This window comes from Lysinibacillus sp. NPDC093712 (assembly GCF_050280025.1).
Classification (GTDB): Bacteria; Bacillota; Bacilli; order Bacillales_A; family Planococcaceae; genus Lysinibacillus.
Window position 1 is genome coordinate 775,493 of the sequence record NZ_JBNNUU010000001.1, and the last position, 22,590, is coordinate 798,082.

Annotated in this window: 23 protein-coding genes; 20 read left to right on the plus strand and 3 right to left on the minus strand. The window is 37.3% G+C overall.

The window, feature by feature from the left end; translation table 11 throughout:
* The first annotated feature begins 109 nt into the window (after positions 1-109).
* The 8 genes from ACQKNX_RS03950 (at position 110) to ACQKNX_RS03985 (ending at position 7,741) form a co-directional block, all read left to right on the plus strand.
* On the plus strand, positions 110-1,378 hold the full coding sequence (locus tag ACQKNX_RS03950) for a cytosine permease (RefSeq protein ID WP_427427667.1): 1,269 nt from the start codon (positions 110-112) through the stop codon (positions 1,376-1,378).
* Positions 1,375-2,478 carry a DUF917 domain-containing protein gene (locus tag ACQKNX_RS03955; RefSeq protein ID WP_427427668.1) on the plus strand — a complete coding sequence of 368 codons (1,104 nt, stop codon included), beginning with the start codon at positions 1,375-1,377 and terminating at the stop codon, positions 2,476-2,478. The genes ACQKNX_RS03950 and ACQKNX_RS03955 overlap by 4 nt, the downstream gene beginning before the upstream one ends.
* A complete protein-coding gene (locus ACQKNX_RS03960; RefSeq protein ID WP_427427669.1) occupies positions 2,471-4,021 on the plus strand; it encodes a hydantoinase/oxoprolinase N-terminal domain-containing protein in 1,551 nt (516 codons plus the stop codon). The genes ACQKNX_RS03955 and ACQKNX_RS03960 overlap by 8 nt, the downstream gene beginning before the upstream one ends.
* A 376-nt stretch (positions 4,022-4,397) precedes the next feature.
* Positions 4,398-5,255: a patatin-like phospholipase family protein gene (locus ACQKNX_RS03965; RefSeq protein WP_427427670.1), complete on the plus strand. Its 858-nt coding sequence runs from the start codon at positions 4,398-4,400 to the stop codon at positions 5,253-5,255.
* A 156-nt stretch (positions 5,256-5,411) separates the two neighbouring features.
* Positions 5,412-6,272 carry a LysR family transcriptional regulator gene (locus tag ACQKNX_RS03970; RefSeq protein WP_427427671.1) on the plus strand — a complete coding sequence of 287 codons (861 nt, stop codon included), beginning with the start codon at positions 5,412-5,414 and terminating at the stop codon, positions 6,270-6,272.
* A 38-nt stretch (positions 6,273-6,310) separates the two neighbouring features.
* Positions 6,311-7,051 (plus strand): sulfite exporter TauE/SafE family protein, encoded by a 741-nt coding sequence (locus tag ACQKNX_RS03975; protein WP_427427672.1) that lies wholly within the window; start codon positions 6,311-6,313, stop codon positions 7,049-7,051.
* A gap of 62 nt (positions 7,052-7,113) precedes the next feature.
* A complete protein-coding gene (locus tag ACQKNX_RS03980) occupies positions 7,114-7,437 on the plus strand; it encodes a YnfA family protein (protein WP_427427673.1) in 324 nt (107 codons plus the stop codon).
* Between the two features lie 16 nt (positions 7,438-7,453).
* Complete coding sequence (locus ACQKNX_RS03985; RefSeq protein WP_427427674.1) at positions 7,454-7,741, plus strand: hypothetical protein; 288 nt, start codon at positions 7,454-7,456, stop codon at positions 7,739-7,741.
* On the opposite strand, the gene ACQKNX_RS03990 is transcribed toward ACQKNX_RS03985, so the two are convergent.
* The 3 genes from ACQKNX_RS03990 to ACQKNX_RS04000 all read right to left on the minus strand — a co-directional run bounded on the left by ACQKNX_RS03990 (position 7,699) and on the right by ACQKNX_RS04000 (position 10,914).
* Positions 7,699-8,463, minus strand: a complete 765-nt coding sequence (locus tag ACQKNX_RS03990) for a class I SAM-dependent methyltransferase (protein WP_427427675.1) — start codon at positions 8,461-8,463, stop codon at positions 7,699-7,701. The genes ACQKNX_RS03985 and ACQKNX_RS03990 overlap by 43 nt on opposite strands.
* Before the next feature lie 158 nt (positions 8,464-8,621).
* The gene (nhaC, locus tag ACQKNX_RS03995; protein ID WP_427427676.1) at positions 8,622-10,010 is read right to left on the minus strand and encodes a Na+/H+ antiporter NhaC; all 1,389 of its coding nucleotides are present in this window, start codon (positions 10,008-10,010) and stop codon (positions 8,622-8,624) included.
* Positions 10,011-10,146: 136 nt separating this feature from the next.
* Complete coding sequence (locus tag ACQKNX_RS04000; RefSeq protein WP_427427677.1) at positions 10,147-10,914, minus strand: sulfite exporter TauE/SafE family protein; 768 nt, start codon at positions 10,912-10,914, stop codon at positions 10,147-10,149.
* Between the two features lie 385 nt (positions 10,915-11,299).
* On the opposite strand from ACQKNX_RS04000, the gene ACQKNX_RS04005 reads away from it, so the two are divergent.
* The 12 genes from ACQKNX_RS04005 to ACQKNX_RS04060 all read left to right on the plus strand — a co-directional run bounded on the left by ACQKNX_RS04005 (position 11,300) and on the right by ACQKNX_RS04060 (position 22,580).
* Positions 11,300-11,923, plus strand: a complete 624-nt coding sequence (locus tag ACQKNX_RS04005) for a DUF47 domain-containing protein (protein ID WP_401018311.1) — start codon at positions 11,300-11,302, stop codon at positions 11,921-11,923.
* Between the two features lie 18 nt (positions 11,924-11,941).
* Positions 11,942-12,958 carry an inorganic phosphate transporter gene (locus ACQKNX_RS04010; RefSeq protein WP_427427678.1) on the plus strand — a complete coding sequence of 339 codons (1,017 nt, stop codon included), beginning with the start codon at positions 11,942-11,944 and terminating at the stop codon, positions 12,956-12,958.
* A 443-nt stretch (positions 12,959-13,401) separates the two neighbouring features.
* On the plus strand, positions 13,402-14,100 hold the full coding sequence (locus tag ACQKNX_RS04015) for a response regulator transcription factor (RefSeq protein ID WP_427427679.1): 699 nt from the start codon (positions 13,402-13,404) through the stop codon (positions 14,098-14,100).
* Positions 14,097-15,545 carry a HAMP domain-containing sensor histidine kinase gene (locus tag ACQKNX_RS04020; protein ID WP_427427680.1) on the plus strand — a complete coding sequence of 483 codons (1,449 nt, stop codon included), beginning with the start codon at positions 14,097-14,099 and terminating at the stop codon, positions 15,543-15,545. The genes ACQKNX_RS04015 and ACQKNX_RS04020 overlap by 4 nt, the downstream gene beginning before the upstream one ends.
* Complete coding sequence (locus ACQKNX_RS04025) at positions 15,542-16,612, plus strand: LolA family protein (RefSeq protein WP_427427681.1); 1,071 nt, start codon at positions 15,542-15,544, stop codon at positions 16,610-16,612. The genes ACQKNX_RS04020 and ACQKNX_RS04025 overlap by 4 nt, the downstream gene beginning before the upstream one ends.
* A gap of 10 nt (positions 16,613-16,622) precedes the next feature.
* Positions 16,623-16,844 (plus strand): hypothetical protein, encoded by a 222-nt coding sequence (locus ACQKNX_RS04030; protein ID WP_427427682.1) that lies wholly within the window; start codon positions 16,623-16,625, stop codon positions 16,842-16,844.
* Positions 16,845-16,966: 122 nt separating this feature from the next.
* Positions 16,967-17,470, plus strand: a complete 504-nt coding sequence (locus ACQKNX_RS04035; RefSeq protein ID WP_427427683.1) for a sigma-70 family RNA polymerase sigma factor — start codon at positions 16,967-16,969, stop codon at positions 17,468-17,470.
* The gene (locus ACQKNX_RS04040; RefSeq protein ID WP_427427684.1) at positions 17,463-18,662 is read left to right on the plus strand and encodes a hypothetical protein; all 1,200 of its coding nucleotides are present in this window, start codon (positions 17,463-17,465) and stop codon (positions 18,660-18,662) included. The genes ACQKNX_RS04035 and ACQKNX_RS04040 overlap by 8 nt, the downstream gene beginning before the upstream one ends.
* A 372-nt stretch (positions 18,663-19,034) precedes the next feature.
* Positions 19,035-20,480, plus strand: coding sequence for a diguanylate cyclase (locus ACQKNX_RS04045; protein ID WP_427427685.1), 1,446 nt, complete (start codon positions 19,035-19,037; stop codon positions 20,478-20,480).
* A gap of 262 nt (positions 20,481-20,742) precedes the next feature.
* Positions 20,743-21,258: an RNA polymerase sigma factor gene (locus tag ACQKNX_RS04050; RefSeq protein ID WP_427427686.1), complete on the plus strand. Its 516-nt coding sequence runs from the start codon at positions 20,743-20,745 to the stop codon at positions 21,256-21,258.
* Positions 21,245-21,913 (plus strand): TIGR04104 family putative zinc finger protein, encoded by a 669-nt coding sequence (locus ACQKNX_RS04055; protein ID WP_427427687.1) that lies wholly within the window; start codon positions 21,245-21,247, stop codon positions 21,911-21,913. Before ACQKNX_RS04050 ends, ACQKNX_RS04055 begins: the two co-directional genes overlap by 14 nt.
* Positions 21,914-22,028: 115 nt before the next feature.
* Complete coding sequence (locus ACQKNX_RS04060; RefSeq protein ID WP_427427688.1) at positions 22,029-22,580, plus strand: biotin transporter BioY; 552 nt, start codon at positions 22,029-22,031, stop codon at positions 22,578-22,580.
* Positions 22,581-22,590 lie beyond the last annotated feature (10 nt).

Here is a 22,590-nt window from a genome sequence, read left to right on the forward strand (position 1 = left end):
TTGACAAAATTTCAGATTATTTTTTTTATTTATGAAAAAGACGTACCATTCCCTTCTCTCTTATAATTAGATTCATTCAAGAAACAAGGAAGTATAAGGAGGGAGTATTATGAGAAACGAAGGCAATGAACAGTCCTGGTATAGTTTAGGTATTATTTGGGCTGGTGCGATGATTTGTATCCCAAGTTTACTAGTAGGGAACACGCTTATTTCGAGTATGAGTTTACCGATGGCACTTACCGTAGCACTAGTTGGCTATACGATTGTTGTGATTATCATGGTTTTGCAAGGGATGCAAAGCAGTGACTTAGGAAAGCCAACCGTCCATATCGCAGGACATGTATTTGGTAAGACAGGATCTCGCACGATTTTGTCTATTATATTAGCTATCGCTTGCTTGGGCTGGTTTGGTATTCAGGCCAATGTTTGTGGGGTAGCGTTAGCGAATTTGTTAGCGCATTTTAATGTGAATGTACCAACGCCATTCGCTTCTTTCCTTAGTGGGTTGGTAATGGTGATTTCAGCGATTTATGGAATGAAAGTACTACGTGTATTAAGTTATATTGCAGTACCGTTATTAGTTGTAATTTGTGTATTTGGTTTAGTACAAACATTAACGGGAGATCATCTACAAATCATTTTGGACTATAAACCGAAACAAACGATGAGCTTTATGGATGGATTAGCTGTAACGATTGGTTCGTTTGCTTTAGGAGCAGTAATAGCTGGTGACTATTCGCAATTTTCCAAAAAACGTGCGGATGTTTTTAAAGCAGCTACATTCGGTATTATTCCCGCCGGTATTTTAATGATTGGCGTAGGGGCTGTGTTAACAATCGCTTATCAAACAAGTGATATTACAGCTGTCTTTTTAAATATTGCAACGCCATTTATTGGCGGTGTGGCGTTAATTTTAGCGACATGGAAAACGAATTTGGTCAATGCCATTTCAGGAGGAATTGCTCTTATTAATGTCTTTAACGTTTCTAAGGAAAAAGAAAAAGTGGCAATTGGTATTGCCGGAACAGTTGGGACGTTATTGGCTGTAGTAGGGATACTCAATTACTTTACACCGATTATGTCAATATTATCAGCGATGATTCCACCAGTTGCTGGCGTTATGATTGCTTCATACTGGTTTATGAATAAAGGTGATAAAAATAGTTGGCATGAGGTAGAAGGGGTCAATCGTTTAGGTGTATTTTCATGGTTAGCTGGCGCAATTATTGCTAGTGCTCCTGTTATTTTATCCTTATTCCCTGAATTACCTCAAATACCAAATCAGCCTTTAATCGGGATTGTCATTTCATTTGGTATTTATTATATAGGGCATCGGATAACTGGACAAAAATCGATAATATTGGAGGAAAATAGATGAGATATTTAGATAAAGAAGCAATTGAAAATATTGCGATTGGCGCAGCGTTTTTAGGCACTGGCGGCGGCGGTGATCCTTACATTGGAAAGCTTATGGCGCTTTCTGCTATTGAAAAAAATGGGCCTGTCAAATTGTATTCAGTAGATGAAATAGCAGATGAGGGCTTTTTTATTCCCGCTGCAATGATGGGAGCACCTTCTGTTTTAGTCGAGAAGTTCCCACGTGGTGATGAATTCGTGAAAGTTTTCCAAAAGCTTGCTCAATACTTAGGGAAAGAGAAAATTGCTGGTACGTATCCAATGGAAGCCGGTGGCGTGAACTCAATGATTCCGATTGTCGTAGCTGCACAACTTGGTTTACCACTTATTGATTGTGATGGCATGGGTCGTGCCTTCCCAGAATTGCAGATGGTGACATTCCATTTAGATGGCATTTCAGCAACTCCGATGGCGATTACCGATGAAAAAGGGAATATTGGTATTTTTGAAACAATTGATAATAAATGGACAGAGCGTTTAGCTCGTACAGCGACAGTAGAAATGGGCGCAAGTGCTTTAGTGAGCTTGTATCCTACAACTGGTGCACAAATGAAGAAAAGTGGTGTGCATCACATTATCACACTTTCTGAAAAAATTGGGGAAATCATTGCGTCCAAAAATAAGGAAGTAAATGACAAGCTACAAGAATTGCTAAACCTCGTTTCAGGCTTTGAATTATTCCAAGGTAAAATCGTGGATGTCATTCGAGAAACGAAGGGCGGCTTCAACCTTGGGAAAATGAATCTTGAAGGCATTGATGCTAATAAAGATGAACAAATGAAAGTCCATTTCCAAAATGAAAATCTACTAGCAGAAAAAAATGAGCAAGTCGTTGCCATGACTCCAGATTTAATTTGTTTAGTAGATTATGAAACATTATTACCTGTAACAACAGAAAGTTTAAAATATGGTAAACGTGTCCGTGTCATTGGTCTGCCTGCTAATGAAAAATGGCGTACGGCAAAAGGGATCGAAACAGCAGGTCCAAAATACTTTGGCTATGATTATGATTATAAGCCAATCGAGGAAATTGTGAAAAAGGGGGTAACTGAGCATGTATAAAATCGGAATTGATGTAGGTGGAACAAATACAGATGCCATCCTTTTAGATAACAATAATAAGCTTGTTCATAGTGTGAAATCACCAACAAGCTTAGATATAAAAACAGGGATTGAAACGTCTTTACGAAATTTACTGCAAGACTTAGCAATTGATAAAACACAAATTAGTCATGCGATGTTAGGTACAACACAATGTACGAACGCTATTGTGGAGCGTAAAAAACTCGCTAAAGTAGGTGTGATTCGCCTTGGCTATCCAGCAACTGCATCCGTATTGCCGTACACTGCTTGGCCGAAAGATATGATTGAAAACCTATCTGGCAATTATGCTTTAGTACATGGTGGTTACGAATATGATGGGCAAATATTAGGACAGCTTGACGAAGATGAAATTCGATCGCTATTAGAGGGCTGGCGACACCAAGTAGAATCAATAGCCATCGTTGGGGTCTTCTCATCTATCAAAAATGATCAAGAATTGAAAGTCCATGATATTATCCAACAAGTATATGGTAAAGCGTTTCCAATTTCTTGTTCTTCATTGATTGGGTCAGTTGGGTTAATTGAACGTGAAAATGCAACAATTTTAAATGCGGCGCTTTGCAAAGTAATTGAAACAACGACACAAGGCTTCGTTCATGCATTGCAAACAGAAGGGATTTTTAATGCGGAAGTGTATTTATGTCAAAATGATGGAACGTTGATGTCAATTGATTATGCAAAACAATTCCCAATTTTAACAATTGCTTGTGGACCGACGAACAGTATTCGTGGTGCATCTTATTTGTCACAAATTAAAAATACGATGGTGTTGGATGTTGGCGGGACAACATCTGATATTGGCGTCCTACAAGATGGGTTTCCAAGAGAATCGTCTGTCGCTGTAGAAGTAGGGGACATTCGTACAAACTTTAGAATGCCAGATATTATTTCTGTTGGACTAGGCGGAGGTAGTATCGTTCGTGTCAATGATGGCAAGATTACGGTTGGCCCTGATAGTGTAGGCTATAAAATTAGCCAAGAGGCACTGGTCTTTGGAGGCGACACACTGACAACAACAGATATTGCTGTTCGTTTAGGTCTTGCAGATGTAGGAGATCGTAGTTTAGTAGCTCATCTTGATGAAGCATTTGCCAAAGACGTACAAAAAGAAATGGCGTCGTTACTTGAGCAGGCCATTGATAAAATGAAAACTTCATCGGAAGATGTGCAACTTGTTTTAGTCGGTGGGGGCAGTATTATTGTGCCTGAATCGTTACGAGGGGTAGCTAAAATTATTAAAAATGAACATGGCAGTGTTGCCAATGCAATTGGCGCATCCATTGCTCAAATTAGTGGGCAGTATGAACAGATTTATATTTATGCTAAAGAACCACGTGAAGAATCATTGCAAGATGCACAAAATAAAGCAGTGAAGCAAGCGGTATTAGCCGGAGCTCTTGCTGAAACAATTGAATTAGTCGAAGTGGAAGAAACGCCACTTGCTTATCATCCAGAAAACGCAACAAGACTAAAAGTAAAAGTTGTCGGTAAAATGGCGTAAAGAAAGGAAGAGCCTTTATAGGTTCTTCTTTTTGTCTTTTTATAGCTTTTAATGGTCATAAAATGGACTACAAGCTTGTTTAGTTGATTGGAGCGGAGGGCGACGACTCCTGTGGAAAAGCCCAGAAAGTAAGTGCAACAAACCGCGCGCTAGCGAAGGTTGCGGCTTACGTGTGTGCCTCTGGAAAGCATCTGTCATCTGTGTTTTCTAGCATCTAGTTGGATAACACGTGCAATATTTGTACAAAAAGAACGGGCACTCTGTATATTGTTTTAATTTTCGAAAAACAACAATCTAACATGTTGCTAAAATAATTAAGAAACTCATTCTTGATTGCGGTAAACTAAAAGAGAATATAGAGTGAAAGAGTGATGGTATGCTACAGGTAAATGTGGAAGATTCAAGTTTAATATTAGAGGGTGGAACGTTTCGTACATTGTTTACATCCGGTGTATTGGATGCTTTTTTAGAGCACGACATTATGATGCCCTATGTAGTAGCCATTTCAGCAGGTGCAATAAATGCTTGCTCCTATGTGTCACAACAAAAGGAACGATCGTTACGTGTATTAATGGATTACCGGCATGATAAGCGTTATATGGGCATAAAAAATTTCCTTAAGGAAAAGAGCTTATTTGGCTTAGATTTTGCTTATAATGTTATTCCTAATGAGCTAGATATTTTTGACTGGGATACGTACAAACAATATGATGGGAAATTACTTTTTGGCGTAACGAATGCAGCAACAGGGCAAGTTGAGTATATGGATGCAGGAGAAATGGATCGCCAATGTATGATGTTGCGTGCAACTTGTGCTATACCTATTCTTTTTCCGGAAATTAAACTAAATAATACGCCCTATTACGATGGTGGTTTAGCGGAGCCAATTCCGATAATGCATGGTGTCGAAAATGGTTTTCAAAAGCATGTACTTGTATTAACAAGACCTAAAGGCTACCGTAAACAAATGGATCGCCAAAGCAAGTGGGCAATGAAACTACTAGCAAAACGTTATCCTAATTTGGTGAAAAGCATGCAAAAACGTGCAGACCATTATAATGCTTCACTTGATTACTGTGAAAAGTTGGAGGCACAAGGAAAAGCGTTTATATTCCGCCCAACACAAGCGCTTAACAGCTTTGAGAAAGATACGGTGCAAATGCGTAAAAATTACGACATGGGTTATGAGCAAGCTATGCAACAAATAGATGCATTGAAGCACTTTTTAAAATAATTGTAGATAATCGATTTCAGATAGAGAGTGCCTTGCATGTTAAGGTGCTCCTTTGTCCTTTTTAGTCGTAACAATACTAACTTAGATAGTTTGAAAGGTTTCAAGTTACACAATAATTTCGTTATAATGAATGAAAAACTAAAAGAGGCTTTGTCTATGGAAACAGAATGGTTACGAACGTTTATCGTGGCAGCGGAAACCGAAAATTTTCGTGAGACGGCAGAAAGATGTTTTATTACACAATCGACAGTATCAAAACATATTCAGCATTTAGAAAAGGAATTACATACACCGCTGTTTGAACGGCAAGCAAAACATGTAAAATTAAATTACATCGGGGCACACTTTTTACAGCATGCCCAAAAGATAATGGCAACCGTTGATGAAGCATTACATAGTACACAATCTTTGAAAAGTGGGTTTACTTCAAAATTAACGATTGGCATAGCACCACAAATTGCGAATTCTACATTACCAGCTATAATTGATTATTTTCAACAGCAAAAACCTGCAATTCAGCTCTCAATTGAATTGTTAAAATCCAATGAAATCGGAGAAGCGGTATATGCAGGAGCTGTCGATATAGGTATTTCGAAACTGACGTCCACACGAGCTATCCATATGGAAATGCTTGCCGAAGAGCCACTCCAACTGATCGTACCGATAGGCAAAAAATTTACTGACCCAATGACACTTTTACAGCAAGAAACGATTTTAATCCACGAATATGCGCCATATTGGCAAGAGGTACAGCAAGTACTACAACAATTGCCGAGCTATAAAAGTATGCAAATTAATCAAACAGAAGTCATCAAAAATTTTGTTCAGCAGGGGTTAGGTATTGCTTTTTTACCGAAAAGTGTAATTGAAGCTCCCTATCAAGAGCAATTGCTTCATAGTTATTCCGTAAAAGAGTTTTCACATATTGTTTCAAATACTTATTTTTTATGTAAATATGTAACTGCAGATATTGAAGCATTTTTGGCTGTTTGTTATGCCATATATAAAAACAATTAGTTTAGCGGACCATTACTAGGATTGAAGGTGATAGAAGCATGTATAGTTTGATGTCAGAAATTAGTCGCTTCGTTAGCGGTCCAATTACTTTATTTTTAAACTCCTATGAACATTCCCCACTAATTATTGCGTTACTTTTAGGGTTAGTTGGCGCCCTAGCACCTTGTCAATTAACTGGCAATATGAGTGCTATTACTTTCTATGGTAATCGTACGATTCAAATGAAAAATAATTTTGGGGAAGTAATATTTTTTATCATCGGTAAGGTCGTTGTGTTTAGTATAATCGGATTATTTGCGTGGCTATTTGGTCAATCATTTGAAACGTCAATGACTAGCTATTTTCCAATTTTTCGAAAGTTAATCGGTCCAATTATGTTGTTGACTGGGTTTGTCCTAATAGGCATCTTAAAATTCAAATGGCTACATCAACTGTCAACACGTATCCCGCTTATATTAAAAGAAGGAAAGCTTGGTTCATTTATAATGGGTGCATGTTTTGCCATTGCCTTTTGTCCTACGATGTTTGTGCTATTTTTCGTTTGGCTTATGCCGACAGTCGTTACAACTTCATATGGCTTTATTTTGCCAGCGATTTTTGGCATTGCGACCTCAGTACCATTAATCTTAATGCTGACACTTATCCATTTGTTTGATACAAAACGCCTTATTATGAAAACAAGTATGAAAATGGGAAGAGTGATACAAATCGTAGCAGGTATAATTTTAATTATCATTGGTGTAACGGATACGATTACGTATTGGGGCTTTAATACATGAGGAAGGTAAGTTGAATGTAGGGACAAGTAAAAGTATTACATATAAGAAGAAAGTGGGAAGATATGATTTACGCAATTATATTATTTATCGTAGCAGGTATTGGCGAAATTGGAGGGGGTTATTTAATTTGGCTTTGGCTAAGGGAAGGTAAACCATTTTATTGGGGTATTTTTGGGGGAGTTGCATTAGCTTTATATGGCGTTGTTGCTACCTTTCAATCATTCCCGACTTTCGGTAGAGTCTATGCAGCATATGGAGGTGTCTTTATTGTGCTCTCCGTATTGTGGGGCTGGGGAATAGATAAGCAAAAGCCAGATATGCTAGATTTAATCGGTGCTGGCATTTGTATTATAGGGGTCATGGTTATGTTATGGCCTCGTTCATAAAGAGGAAAGTGTTAGATTGATTTCAGTCAAACTAACACTTTTTTCGTTACAGAAGGTGCTTTCCAAAGGTTTACTGGCGATTTCACAAGTTTTCGTGGCGATTCATGGAATTTTGCTGGCGATTTCACAAGTCTTTGTGGCGTTTCACGGGCTTTTCCTGGCGATTTCACAAGTTTTCGTGGCGATTCATGGACTTTTGCTGGCGATTTCACAAGTCTTTGTGGCGTTTCATGAGACTTTTCTGGCGATTTCACAACGTTGTTATGTCCCTAGCTTCGTCGCAACAAAACGTAATCGCCAATAATCGGCAATCCATTGCTTGTCTTGATAATAGTCTGGCTTTAACAATTCTTCACACTTGGCATAAACTAACTCTTTTTCATGGTCACTTAAATGCTGAAGAACGTTATCGCTAAACATGACTAACCAATTGCGTAAACCATCATCACCTTGAAGCTTGGTGGGACGTTCATATAAAGTAATCATTTGAACTGTAAAGCCCTCATTTTCTAGCATAGTTTGATATTCCTCAGCCGTCGGGAAATACCAAGGGAAATATTGCTCCTCAAAAGGAAGCTGAAGCTCCTCCATACTTTTTCGTAGTGCCCTCACAATTGAAGCAATATTACCTTTACCGCCCATTTCTGCAACAAAACGTCCGTGTGGTTTCAGTGCACGGTAAATATTGTCGATAACTTTATCCTGTTGTTTCATCCAATGCAGTGCAGCATTTGAAAATACTGCGTCAAACTGATGTGTGTAGTCCATCAAAGCAGCATCCTGTGTTTCGAACGTAAGTGCCGGGAATTTATGTTGCGCGCTTTGTATCATTTCATTTGAGGCATCAATTCCTAAAACGACCGCATCAAATTGAGCAATTTCATTTGCTAAATCGCCAGTTCCACAGCCAACATCTAAAATAAGTTCATATTTTTGGGGTGCAAGTAAGTTCACTAAGCTTTCCCCAAATTTTGAAACAAAATCATGCTTTTGATCGTATAGATTTGCATTCCATTTTATTGTCATTGTTATTCCAACTCCTTTGCTTTAGCATAACAAAGCGATTTATTGTTCGGAAATGCAAAAAAATCACTGTTTTGATTCCAATATGGAATGATAGAAATAGAAAAAATCTGCAAGTAATCTACGATGTAATTGCGTAGACTGCTAGCAGATTTTTTATGCTAATCTAGTTTTTCAAGCTTTGTTAACGTTTTGCCACTCCAACCAAATAGTACTGTTAAAATTGGACCGAGTAAACAGAAGAAGGTGAAGGGAAGGTAAGTTGTCGTAGAGATATCTAGTACACTAGCAATAAAAATTCCGCACACGCTCCAAGGCACAAGCGGATTGACAACAGTACCAGCATCCTCCATTACACGTGATAAATTTTTTGGTGCAAGTCCGACCTTTGCAAACTGAGCTTTAAAAGCCTCTCCTGTAAGCAAAATAGATAAATATTGCTCACCGATTAATGTGTTGACACCAATCCCAGTAAGTGCTGCACCAGTAATAACGGAGCCTGCACTTGTAAATAAACTTTCAACTTTTGCTAAAATACTTTGAATAATACCGAGCGTAAATAGAAGTCCACCCATTGTTAAAGCAAGTAAAACGAGGGCGATGGTAAATAGCATACTATTCATACCGCCACGAGTTAGTAGGGCATCTACATCCTTAATCCCTGTATCGGATACATAGCCATTAAAAAGTATGTCGAATACATGAGATAGTGCAATTGGTTCTTGAATGTAAGCAAGCCCAACACCAACGATTGAAACAACTGCAAGTGTAATAAGTGCAGGAGCTTTATATAATGTCATGATGACAAGCACAACGATTGGTAGCAATGTATACCAATGAATAAGTCCTGTTGATAGTAAGCCTACTTTAAATTGTTCGACCGTTTCAAAAGAAGTATTGGCGCTAGATGGAGATAATAAGGCATACAGTACAAACGAGATGATAAAGGCGGGAATGGTCGTCCAACCCATATTTTTAATATGCTCAAATAAATCTACGCCTACCGTACCTGATGCTAGATTTGTTGTATCAGAGAGCGGTGACATTTTATCCCCGAAAAAGGCACCCGAAACGATTGCACCAGCAGTTATGGCTAATGAAATATCCATTGCACCAGCGATCCCCATAAAGGCAACACCAACTGTTGCGACTGTTGTTAATGAACTACCAACAGATACACCGACGATGCTACAAATTAGAAAAACAATGGCAAAGAAAAAGCTAGGTGAAACAGTTAAAAAGCCGTAGTAAATGAGCGTTGGGATGGTTCCACCCATGATCCAACTGGAAATTAAAATACCGATAAAGAAGAAAATAAAGACAGCGCCTAAACCAGCACTAGCACCAGCGATCATTCCAGATTCAAGCTCTCGAAACGGTACTTTTTTAAGCAGTCCATAGGCAATTAAAATCGAAATGACTAGAATAATAGGAATATGGGGCGTTGCCTTTAAATAGCCAATACTAATAGCCATTGTGGCAATAATTAAAAGTGTAATGAAGCAAGCCTCAATAAATCGAGGGTTACTTTTTGCTTCAATTCGAAACATATGAATCCTCCTAAAAATTACTTTTGCGCTTCAATGCGGTGAAGCCCAAAAGTATTATAGCACGCTAACGATTATTGTCAATTGATTGAAAATTCAATCTATTAAAAAGGCAGCGATTAATATCGCTACCTGCTAATTAATGTGAGCCGAAGTAATCCCATGCATTTTTCACTATTAAGATACAAGTCATCATAATAAAAATAATACGCATTATTTTCGTACCGCGTGTTAACGCAAACTTGGAACCTAAAATGGCCCCGAAAATCATCACGAAACCCATCGGTAAACCGTATAAAAAATTAACCTGCCCTAAAACTAAAAACATTGCAAGGGCTGCTAAATTAGATGTGAAATTAAATGCTTTTGCATTGCCTGCAGCTTGCAAGAAGTCATTACCCATCATTAATAATATGAATATGAAAAAAGAACCTGTTCCTGGACCAAAAAATCCGTCATAAAAGCCGATTGCCGCAAAAGCACAAAGAAAGCCAAGTTTCTTTCCAGTACTTAATATGCGTTGAGTAGGTTGTTGTCCCCAATCTTTTTTTAAAATTGTATAAGTAGCTACAAGTACGAGCATAACAAGCATAAGTGGCTTTAAAATTGAAGGAGACACGAGGTGTACGGTGTAAGCGCCAATTAGTGAGCCAATAAAAATAAAGGGTAAGGTTTTTCCAATCTTTTTAAAGTCTACTTTACCTGCTCTCAAAAATGTTAACATGCTTGTTCCATTACTAATGGTATTCGCCAGTTTGTTTGTTGCAATCGCTGTGCTTGGAGGTAAGCCAACTGCCATTAATGCGGGTAAAGAAATCAATCCGCCGCCACCAACAATAGCATTCAAAAAGGATGCGATAAAGCCAAAAACTAATAATGTTCCGAGTGAGAGTAAATCAATATCCATATAAAGTAATACACATCCTTTTATAATTCACCGCTTTCTTATAAGCGTACTGTGAATGGCTAAAAATAACAATGGTGTTTGTTGTTTTAGTGAAAAAAGCCTTTACAATTCCTTTACATTAAAAAATAGAAAGAATTAAATTTTTTCAAGTATTTTTATAAAAACTAAAGAAAAAACGTTACATTTCACAGCAAAAACCGTGTTTTTGTTAGAAGATTTCCAACGTTTGTAACTTGTTAAAGTACATTGGAATGAAATGTGGCAATTTTTATATTACATTATTGTAAATTCAATTTATTTATCTTTAAAGTTATGTAGAATTATGTAAAGGTTTTGTTATGATAGTTGCAGCAATCGACAATATTTAATCAACAGGAGGAACATAATGTTCAACTCAAGCAAGCAAGATCCATTTTTTCAGGCATTATTAAAAATCTCTCAAAATGTGAAAGAAGGCATTTACTACGCACATAATGCGCGTATTCAAGATAATATTGATGCATTGAAAGAAATTGCCGATACAATGAAACAATATGAAACAAGCGGTGACAAATTAATTCACGAGCTAATTGTAATGCTTAATAAATCATTTATGACACCGATTGAACGCGAAGATATTTTAGCACTAGCAAATAAATTGGATGACGTAATAGATGGGATGGAAGGCTGTATTGCTCATTTTAATATGTATAACTTAACAGAAGTGACAGAGCCGATGCGCCAATTCCTTACTTACATTGCGAAAAGTACAGATGAAATGGTACAAGCAATGGAACTGTTAAATAGTAAAAAGCTTGTTGAAATGCGTAAACATGCAATTCAAATTAAAGATTATGAGCGTGAATGTGATGAAATTTTCCGTTCTTCAATGAAGCAATTATTTATTCAAGAAAAAGATCCAATGCGCATTATCGTATTCAAAGATATTTATGAACAATTTGAAGATATTGCAGATTGCTGCCAAACAGTAGCAAATACAATTGAAACAATAATCATGCGAAATGCGTAAGATGGAGTGTACTAAATAATGGATACGATATTACTGATAACAATATTAGTCGTTATGTTCGCACTTGTATTCGACTTTATTAACGGCTTCCATGATACAGCCAATGCGATTGCAACATCTGTATCAACACGTGCATTAAAGCCTCGCACGGCCGTTTACCTGGCTGCGGTAATGAACTTTGTCGGAGCAATTACATTTGTTGGCGTTGCGAAGGCGCTAACGAAAGATATTGTTGACCCTTTCACCTTAAATACTTATGACGGTGATATTACAGGCTCAGTTGTTATTTTAGCGGCATTACTTTCAGCGATTACATGGAATTTATTAACGTGGTATTTCGGAATACCATCTAGTTCCTCTCATACATTAATAGGTTCGGTAGCCGGGGCAGCAATTGCAGCGGCAGGCTTTGATGTCCTAAATTACGAGGGTTTCATTAAAATACTTCAAGCGCTTATTTTCTCACCATTACTTGCGTTTGCTGCTGGTTTTTTAATGATGTCACTATTTAAAGTAATCTTTAAAGATATGAATTTATATCGTACGAATAAAGGCTTCCGCACAGTACAAATCGGTACAGCGGCATTGCAGTCATTTACGCATGGTACGAACGATGCGCAAAAGGCGATGGGGATCATTACACTTGCGTTAATCGCAGGTGGCTTGCACCAAGGGGATGATATTCCGTTCTGGGTACGTTTTGCAGCTGCATGTGCGATGGGTCTTGGGACATCGGTAGGTGGTTACAAAATTATTAAAACGGTGGGTGGTAAAATTATGAAAATCCGCCCAGTCAATGGTGTAGCAGCGGACTTAGCATCTGCTTCGATTATTTTCGGTGCGACGTTAATCCATTTACCTGTATCGACAACACACGTTATTTCATCTTCCATTATGGGTGTAGGTACTGCGCATCGTGTTAAAGGTGTTAAATGGGGTATGGCACGTAAAATTGTGACGACTTGGGTAATCACAATGCCTATCTCAGCAGTTATGGCTGCTACAATTTACTTTATCTTAAGCTTATTTTTTTAAAATAGATTGAAGGAATGCTCCACATACGTGCTTCCCATATTGTTGACAAAAGGCTCAAGAAGTTGAACTCGATGCCTTTTGTCATTTTTTTGAATTATAATGGAGCTACTCTACTAACGTCAGTTGATTGGAGCAGAGAGCGGTGAATCCTGCTTAGAACAGCACAAATAGAAAGACGCAACAAACTGCGGGTTAACGAGGGTTACTGCTTACGTGTGTACCCGCAAAAAAGGTCTCCACGTAGCGGAAATCAGCGGCAGTAGTTTAATTTATTGAGTTTGTCTACAGTTAGGAATGCACAACGTATGTGCATTCTTTTTTTGTTTTCTTTTTGATTTGTCCTTGTTAATAGAGTAAAGTCCATCTATCGTAATTATAAAGAAAGTATAAAGTTCAGAGTAAATGCATGAATCCATAGTAAGGTAAGTACAGGAGGAAAACAGATGAGTGAAAAGCTATTACTAATTGAGGATGATCCCGCAATAGGTCGTATAGTCAAAGATACGCTAGTACAAGAAGGATATGTAGTCACTTGGGCTACAACAGGTTTAGAAGGGCTAGCAGATTTTCAAGCACAACCATTTGATTTAGTATTAGTCGATTGGATGCTACCTGAAATGGACGGACTTACCGTTTGCCAAAATATTCGTTGGGAAAGTGATGTCCCAATATTAATGATGAGCGCTCGTAAAGACGAAGCTGATAAGGTTGAAGGTTTACAAGGTGCTGATGATTACTTAGCGAAGCCTTTTAGCTTGGCAGAATTAAAGGCACGTGTTGCCTCGCATCTACGTCGATGGCAACGTTATAAGAAAATAGAAATTACGGAACATGTAGCTACATTTGCTTTTGGTTTAACAATCGACTGGCAAAAAGAAATAACGACACTTCAAAATAATGAACTAACCTTAACACAAAAGGAATTTGCACTGTTAAAACTACTGGCGAAAAACCCTGGTCAAACATTTTCTAAGGAAGAGCTATACCAGCATATTTGGCAGCAAGCAAGCGTTGATGAAACACCTACAGTAACAGTACATATTAAAGCACTACGAGAAAAACTACAGGATTCTGTTAAAACCCCACATTATATTCAAACAGTTTGGGGCAAGGGCTACCGCTTTATTGGAGAACCGTTATGAAAATTAAATCTTGGCTGCTCATCATGTTTTTCATCGTCATGATTGTACCGATTGGGGGGGCATATGGTTTATACATGTGGATTAATGCATATTACCATGATAAAAGCTTTGCAGAGTATATGGAAAAATGGACTGAACTAAATCGTGTAAAATCAGTTCTTAACGATCCATCGTTATATACAAAAAATGCTGATTTGCAACAGGTGAAAGTACTGACGAGTGATCAACTTGCTATTACACTGTACGCTAAATCTGGTTTTGTTTATTATTCTTCTAATCCTTTAAACTCTGGGTTTGTTTCAAAAGAAGTCATAATGAAAGACTTATTTGAATTACAGCAAAAATATAATGCATTTACATACAAAGAACCAATTTATCAAAAAGGTGATTTAGTTGGAATTTATGAAGTCCAATTAGTGAGGAAGGACTGGGTTCAAGGTGTAGAGAGGCGTTCATGGCTTGTTATTGCTAGCATCATTACACTATTTCTAGCAATTTATATGACCGTGATTCTGTTGCTAAACCGTAAATTGAATCAGCCATTACAAAAGTTAATGCAACAAATGCATGCCTTTGGCAAAGGAAAACATGTAGAATCTGCTATTGCAACAAGAAAAGATGAAATTGGGGAACTTGCAAACACTTTCTTAAGTATGCAAAGTGAAATTGAAACAGCTCGTGCTCATTTAAAAGAAGAACAGCAACAAAAGGAGCTGATGATTGCCAGTATCTCACATGATTTAAAAACACCATTAACGTCAATTCAAGCATATGCAGAAAGCTTACAAAATCCTTTCCTCTCTTCCCAGATGAAGGAGGAATATCGTGCTGTTATTTTAACTAAGGCAGTGGATATGAAGGAAATGCTAGAGGATTTACTTATGTATACATTGCTTCAATCTACAAGCTATGATGTATCACTTGTTCAAGTAGAGGGGCAGGAATTTTTTGATATGGCGCTTTCTGAATATGAACCACTTTGTCAAAGCAAAGGATTTTCGCTGCGTACGTTATGTGAAGTAGAGGGAGCATATGCTGTTCATCCTTCACAAATGCAACGGGTAATTGATAACTTAATGAGCAATGCGACCCACTTTGGAACATCGGGCACTACTATTGGTTTAGCGGCTATCAGTAATCGTAAACTCGACTGGGGCTTTGATTTTGTCAATGCAGCGCTTACCCAAAAGAAAGGAATGTATTTAGTTGTGCAAAACAGTGGGGCGGGCGTATGTGAACAAGAAATCAATCAATTATTTGAACCACTGTATCAATCAGATAACGCTAGAACAAAGACAGGACAACGAGGAACTGGACTTGGTCTTAGCATAGCGAAACAAATTATTGAAAAACACGGTGGAACTGTAAATATGGTATCACAACAAGGTGTTGGTACAGCAGTGCTCTGCTGGCTACCACTATACAAAGGAGCAGATGAACAATGAACTGGAAACAAACATTATGTGTAGGAGGAATGATGGCACTACTGTCCATTAGTTTAGTTGGCTGCAATTCAGAGGCATCCTATTCGCCACAGGAGATAATAGATCAAGCATTACAGGAAACAAAAGAGCTAGAAAGCTATTATGGTGAATATACTATGGATATAGATGAAACTGGGGGAGCGAAAGTAAAAGAATGGATGAAGGAAGGTAAGCGTCGAATTGAAATGTCAGTCGATGATGATCATGTAATTGCAGTCAATGATGGTAAGCAGATTACTACTTTCAGTAAAAAAGAAAATAAGGCTTCGATTATGACATTTAAAAATGGAGAATTAGAAGAATTAATGGGGAAATCGCCAAAAGACAGTGCCCAAGTATTACTAAACATCGTGAAAGACTCTCATGATATTTCAATAGCGGGTGAAGAAAAAATTGCTGGAAGAGATGCTTATCATATTAAGGCGAAAGCCAAAAAAAAGAATACTTTACTAGGCGACATTGAAGTGTGGATCGATAAAAAAACGTGGTTGACGTTAAAAACAATCACGACGAACGCAGGCAATGTGACGAAACAAGAATATACGAAGCTTGAAGTTAATAAGAAAATAGATGATGCGTTGTTTGTCTTTGATATACCAAAGGGTGCAACAATCGAACAAATTGATACGTTAGATCAGACAGCGCCTACCACAATAGATGAGGTGAAAAAACAGCTAGGTGATTTTTTAATACTACCTGAAGAAAATGGGCTGACCCTATCCACGATACTAGATTTGAAAGTAGAAGAACGTCCAGAATTTTCTTTTGAATATGAAAAAGATGAGCAACCTGCATTTTCAGTCTCAGTTTTTAAAGTTGTTAGTCATTATGAAACGTTTGGTGGTAATCTTGCAAATGAAGAAGATATACACGTACGAGGAGAAAAAGGGACATATATGGATTTAGGGGAACTATTTGTTATTAGTTGGTCTGAGAATGGCTACGAATACAGCATCATTACAGAAAATCCCGAATTGACAAAGGAAGAAATACTAGCATATGCGGAGGAAATGACCATTGTTCAGTGAGGTGAACGGTATGCATAAGGAAAAATTTATTAAATGCTTCGCCCTGTTTTTATTTAGTACTGGTTTTTTATATGGTGTCGGTGAAACATATAATATACCATGGCTTGCGTTCCGATTTTTAGGACAGTACGATGCTGAAGGCTTTTATTTTAGCTTCAGTTCACTGATTCCTATCTTTGGCGGCTTGCTCATGGTTGGGGTATACGAAACGTTCGTTAAACGATTTATTTAAGTATTAGAAAATCCACTATTTGACATAAAGTGGATTTTCTCTTTTTTTGTACATTTATATAAAAAAGTACATAATGTGAAACGGTCGTCTATTGGTAATCGTTTATAGTGTAAGAGGAGGAGGTGGACGGCATTCTTGAAAAAATTATCGATGATCATGCAGAGCATTTGCTGCGCCTCGCTTATTTTTACGTCAAAAATCGGCATGTAGCAGAAGATATTGTGCAAGAAGTGTTTATCAAATTTTCGGAGCATGCATATGAGGAACGTGGACAGCTACGTGCGTATTTATCGACGCTGACGATTAATAAAAGTAAAGATTATTTAAAAAGCTGGCATTATAAAAAATGTATTTTACAAGAAAAATTATTTCTAACACAAGCAAAAAGACAGCGAGAGGCACTAATAGAAGCGGAGGAAAGGTCACAAATTGGAGCTGCAATACTAAACCTTCCGCTAGCATATAGAGAACCGATCCTACTTTATTATTATGAAGAAATGAAGATTGCAGAAATTGCACAATTGCTTGCGATACCTGAAAATACCGTGAAAACAAGACTAAAAAGGGCACGTGAAGCATTAAAGCCACATTTAGGGGAGGAATGGGAGGTGTTACTACATGAATAACGTTAAAAAAGAGCTAATTAAAATGGCAGGGGATATGTTACCGAGTAAAGAACGTGTCAAACAACGTGTTTTACAGCGTCATGAAGTCAAACCTAAAAAATCCATTCGCTTTAGAGCAATAGCTACCATTGTTACGCTATGTTTACTAGCATTCGTCATACAGCTTTTAGATGGTGATAAAAAGCAGTCTGCACCATTATTTAATCAAACCCAGCTCGCCTATTATGAAGATATTTTAAAAATTATTTCGTTTAATCCAGATAGAGAATCTAATATAGAAGAGGCGTATGAGCGCTATGAAAAACGTGTTGCCTCCTATTATTTTGCGCAGTCTCTTGGTATCGAAAGTACAAAAGAAGAGCGCCAGGCAGAAGCAAAAAAGCGCTTCGATGAGTTGCAAATGCTTCAGGAATCGCCTGAATATGCTAAGCTTTTTAAAAAACAAGGATTAAAAGGTTACTTTACAAAATATATTGAGCCGATGTTAGCAATGATGGTAGCAGAGGAAAAGCTAAAAGCATTTTACATGGAAAAGTATCCTACATTTCCGAGTTTTATAGTGAAGGACATAGCTACGCGAGAGGCGCTTAACTACTTTAATGCGCATTTTTCAGAACAGGCAAAGGCCTTTCAGGAGGAATTAGGATTAAAACATTATTCAAATATTCGTCAAGGTACTAATCATATTGGGACAGTAGTTGCAATCCAAGGTAATGCCTTTCTACTTGTTGAAGGGGCTGTTCCACAGGATATTGTCAATCTGACGCAGGAACAAATTGTTGAAAAATATCAAAACGCTACATGGTATCCACTCATCAGTAACATTTCCTTGCAAAAAGGAGATTATGTAGGTGTTCAGTCAGTAGGAGGAGGCTCGACTGATGAGGATGGATCAGTAAAACGTTTTGGCTTAGTAGATGCTATAGAAATTATGGAGCCTACTGTTACCAAAAAACTTAGCCCTGAAAATACGGATGAAGTTAAACAATTTCTTCAACAAATAACTTGGAAAGTAAAAGAAAAAAACATTGAGAGACCGCCAAAATATTCTTTGGATTTAGACGAAGTGCGAGTGGACATTTGGGACGGCTATGGCCATTCACTTTGGCTACAAGCGCCAGAATACGGTGAAATACAACTTAGCCAAGAAAGAGCAGATCAATTAAAAGCGTTATTAAAAATTGAAGAATAATGGGTATTTCTCTTTTAATGCGCCTTCAGTCTATTGTTTGAGTGCCTGGCACTAGTAAGCCGCAACCATCGCCATGCGCGTATGGTTGCGGCTTACATTAATTTTTTGGATAGCCCTACTAGCAGTACGATAAAAATTCAAAATTGTTTGAGTGCCTGGCACTTAGAGTAAACCCTTCTTGATACCTTTGTGGTGCTTTAAAGCTACATCGTATGATGGTTTCAGCATCAAGTTATAGCGCTCAAAGTAAATATTACTATGCTTTAGGTTAAATTACTCATTAATTGGGAAATAAATAAGGATAAAGAATTGTAATATTTTATAAGCAAATGTAGTATTAAGGGAGTAGGGGTTGAAAAGGGAGGGTGCGGTATGGATTTACAACAATTTGAAGAACTATGGATTACGCTAGATGAATTATATAGTGCGAATCGCTATTTAGAATATATCGAGTTAAGCAATGCCGCTATTGAAAGTGCCAATGCACTTGCATTGTACGATAAAGCAATGCATTTATTACGTTACAGCTGCATTAGCTATTTTCAAGTGGGAGATCTCCAAATATCCATCAATTTACTAGATAAATACCGAGAACTGACTTTTTTATATGGTAATGATATTGACATTATTCAATATTATTCTCTTGCCTCCATTTATTGGGGAACATTTGGGCATTTAAAAAAGGCGGAAGAGCTATTAATGAAAGGCCTGGAAATTGCAGAGCGTATACAACATATAGAAAGCATGGGGAAAATCTATAATAATTTGAGTGGTCTAGAAATTGAACTCGGTAAATATGCAAAGGCAAAGAGACTTGCATTAAAGAGTTTATATTACGCCAATGAATTTGAAACGAAACATGATGAACCCTATAAAAGTATTATACACTCTAAGACAAATTTAGCTACTGCTCATATTTGGCTGAAGGAATATGATGAAGCCGATGTTCTAATAAAAGAGTTACTAATGATGATAAAGGACCCTCCCTATAATAAGGCGCAATTAGAAGTGTTCAATGCCCAAGCTTTATTATTTGAAAAACAAGGATATATCGGTGAAGCAATTGATATGTATCAAAAATCAAAGCACTATGCATTGCAAAATAATGATTTATCTTTGTTACAGACCATCTACAATTCATTAGTTAAGCTTATTGAAGAGCAGGGGAATAAAATTATTTTAAGTGCCGTGCAAAAGGAATATATTAATATATTATTAGAGATGCAAAGAGAGAATTATACGCAAGTATTATTCGAAATGGAATATAACGATCAAAAGAAGCATCTTGAAAGAACTTCCTACATCGATCCACTTACAAATATATATAATCGCCGTTATTTTGATGAACATGCGAAAGCAATGGTTGAAAGTGCAACAAATGATCAGAGATTAGCTTTACTCATGATTGATTTAGATCATTTTAAATCCATTAATGATTCCAATGGTCATTTATTTGGAGATGATGCTTTAACAATGACAGCCACCACATTGCAACAATTTTTTCAGCCGTACAAATCAATTGTCGCTCGCTTTGGTGGTGATGAATTTATTGTTCTCATCCATTTACGAGAGGAAGAATCCATCTCCATAATAGCGCAAAATTTATACAATGCATTAACCTCACTTGTATTGACAGTAAATGATGATATTGTCCAATTAGAATTTAGTATTGGTGCTAGCACGAATGAAGATGCTCACATTACAAGTGTGGAGCAATTAATTCATTATGCTGATAGTGCACTTTATACATCAAAACGAAATGGACGTAACCAAATTACGCTCTATAACCAATATAGCAATGCGGGAAATAGTAAATAAAGTAATTTAAGGTAATTTATTGAATGTCCTTTAAGTGATTAAGTAAGTATCCGTGACCTTTATGTAGAACATTGAACAATGCATTACCTCACCAGCAAGCGTAAGGTATAGCGTTGTTCGTGTAAAGGGAGCGGATTTCTGTAGTTACTGAACTAGCTTGCAAGTATTAGAAAAAAGTTTTCTCTTTTGAAAAAATTTCATATAAAATGAATCGGAAATAAATTGGGTTACGTCAGTAGTTTAGAAAGAAGGTGAGGCAGCAATGGAAATTGAAGAAATTATTGCAGAGCACGCGGATTATCTACTGAAGGTTGCATACTTATATGTAAAGAATGAAGCAACAGCAGAGGATATTGTCCAAGATGTGTTTATTGCCTTTTATCAAAAGCAGCAGCAGTTTCGACAAGAATCATCATTACGTACATATTTAGTCAAAATGACGGTCAATCGCAGTCACGATTATTTACGCAGTTGGAAAAGTAAACGGCTGTCGCTGTTTGAGAAAATATCAGGACGTTCAACGACCGTGACGCCAGAAAAAGAAATTCTCGTTAAATCTTCTAAACAGGAGCTAGTAGAAGCTTTATTCACTTTGTCTGTACAATATAGAGAGGTTTTGATTCTCTATTATTTTGAGGAAATGACAACCGTAGATATTGCTAAGCTTGTGCATTGTCCTGAGGCAACTGTGCGCACGAGATTACAGCGAGCAAGAAAGCAGCTAGCTACAGTAATCGCTGACTATGATTGGGAGGTGTTACGCTATGAATCGATTTAAAGAAAACGTGTTACATGAGCTACAGCATGTAAAACTATCGGAGGAAAAAAAGCAACGGATTGCACAAAAAGCAAGAGCTAAAAGTAAACATAGAAGTAGTAGCCAACAGCAGTATCGAATCGTACTGGCGACATTTACACTGCTTGCTATTGGCTTTAGTGTTCTTGTGTCACAAAAAACAGAACCACGGTCAAGGCCTTTGCAAGGCGCAGCCTTACAGCAAGAAACAGAGAGATGGAGCCTTTGGACGTTATTAGAGCTTGATTGGTTAAAGGGGTTGCTCCTCATTGGTATTTTTGTATGTATAGCATTGATTATTAAACGTATTTTGCATAAAAAAGGATATGGCTTGCCCGTATGTATTGAATGTGGAGAAATTTGGTCTGCTAAGCAAGTTCGAAAATTGTATTGGAAAAATGGGCAAATGGAATGTCCACATTGTAGTAAAAAGCAATATCGCACAAAAAAGACGGTACAATTATCCGGCATACTTAATCTGCCAATACCATTTATCGTGTTTTTGAACCTAGCATTTGATCATTTCCTAATCGGTTTCTTATCTTTTATCGCAAGTAGCTTAATTTATTATTATTTATTACTACCTGATATTGTAAAATTACAAGAGGAAGATCCCAGTAATGAGCCCCTCTGGTAAATTTAAAGGTCTCTTTTTATAGTAATTTGTCAAATTCGATTGACAACTGTTTTTATTTGCATTATCTTTTTGTTAACTTATTTTAAAAGTAGGTTAACAAAAGGGGGATTTTCATTTGAAGAAAAGTAGTACTTACAATTATGTGTTAGCGGCGTTTGGAGCAGCTATTATTGCAGTTCTTGCGCAGGTAACGATTCCGCTACCACTCATTCCAATTACTGGCCAAACTTTAGCAGTAGGCTTAGTTGTCACAATTTTAGGTACAAGACTTGGTACATTATCTGTACTTGTATATATATTACTTGGCACAGCCGGTATTCCAGTATTTAGTGGTATGTCAGGAGGATATGGTATCATCATAGGACCAACAGGGGGATATATTGTAGGCTTCCTTGCGGCAGCTGTGTTAATGGGTTTATACTTAAATAAATTTGGCATTACCTTTGTACAAGCAATTATCGCTAACATTATCGGTATGGTAGTGACATTGGCGTTTGGTACAGTTTGGTTAAAAATTGTTGGTGATTTAACATGGACTTCAGCATTTATGGGGGGAGCTGCTCCATTTATTGTTGTTGGAGTATTAAAAGCAGTACTTGCTGCATGGCTTGGTGTCATTGTACGTCGACGCTTAGAAAGTGCGCATTTAATCGAAGCAATAGCATAGGGGGAGAAAA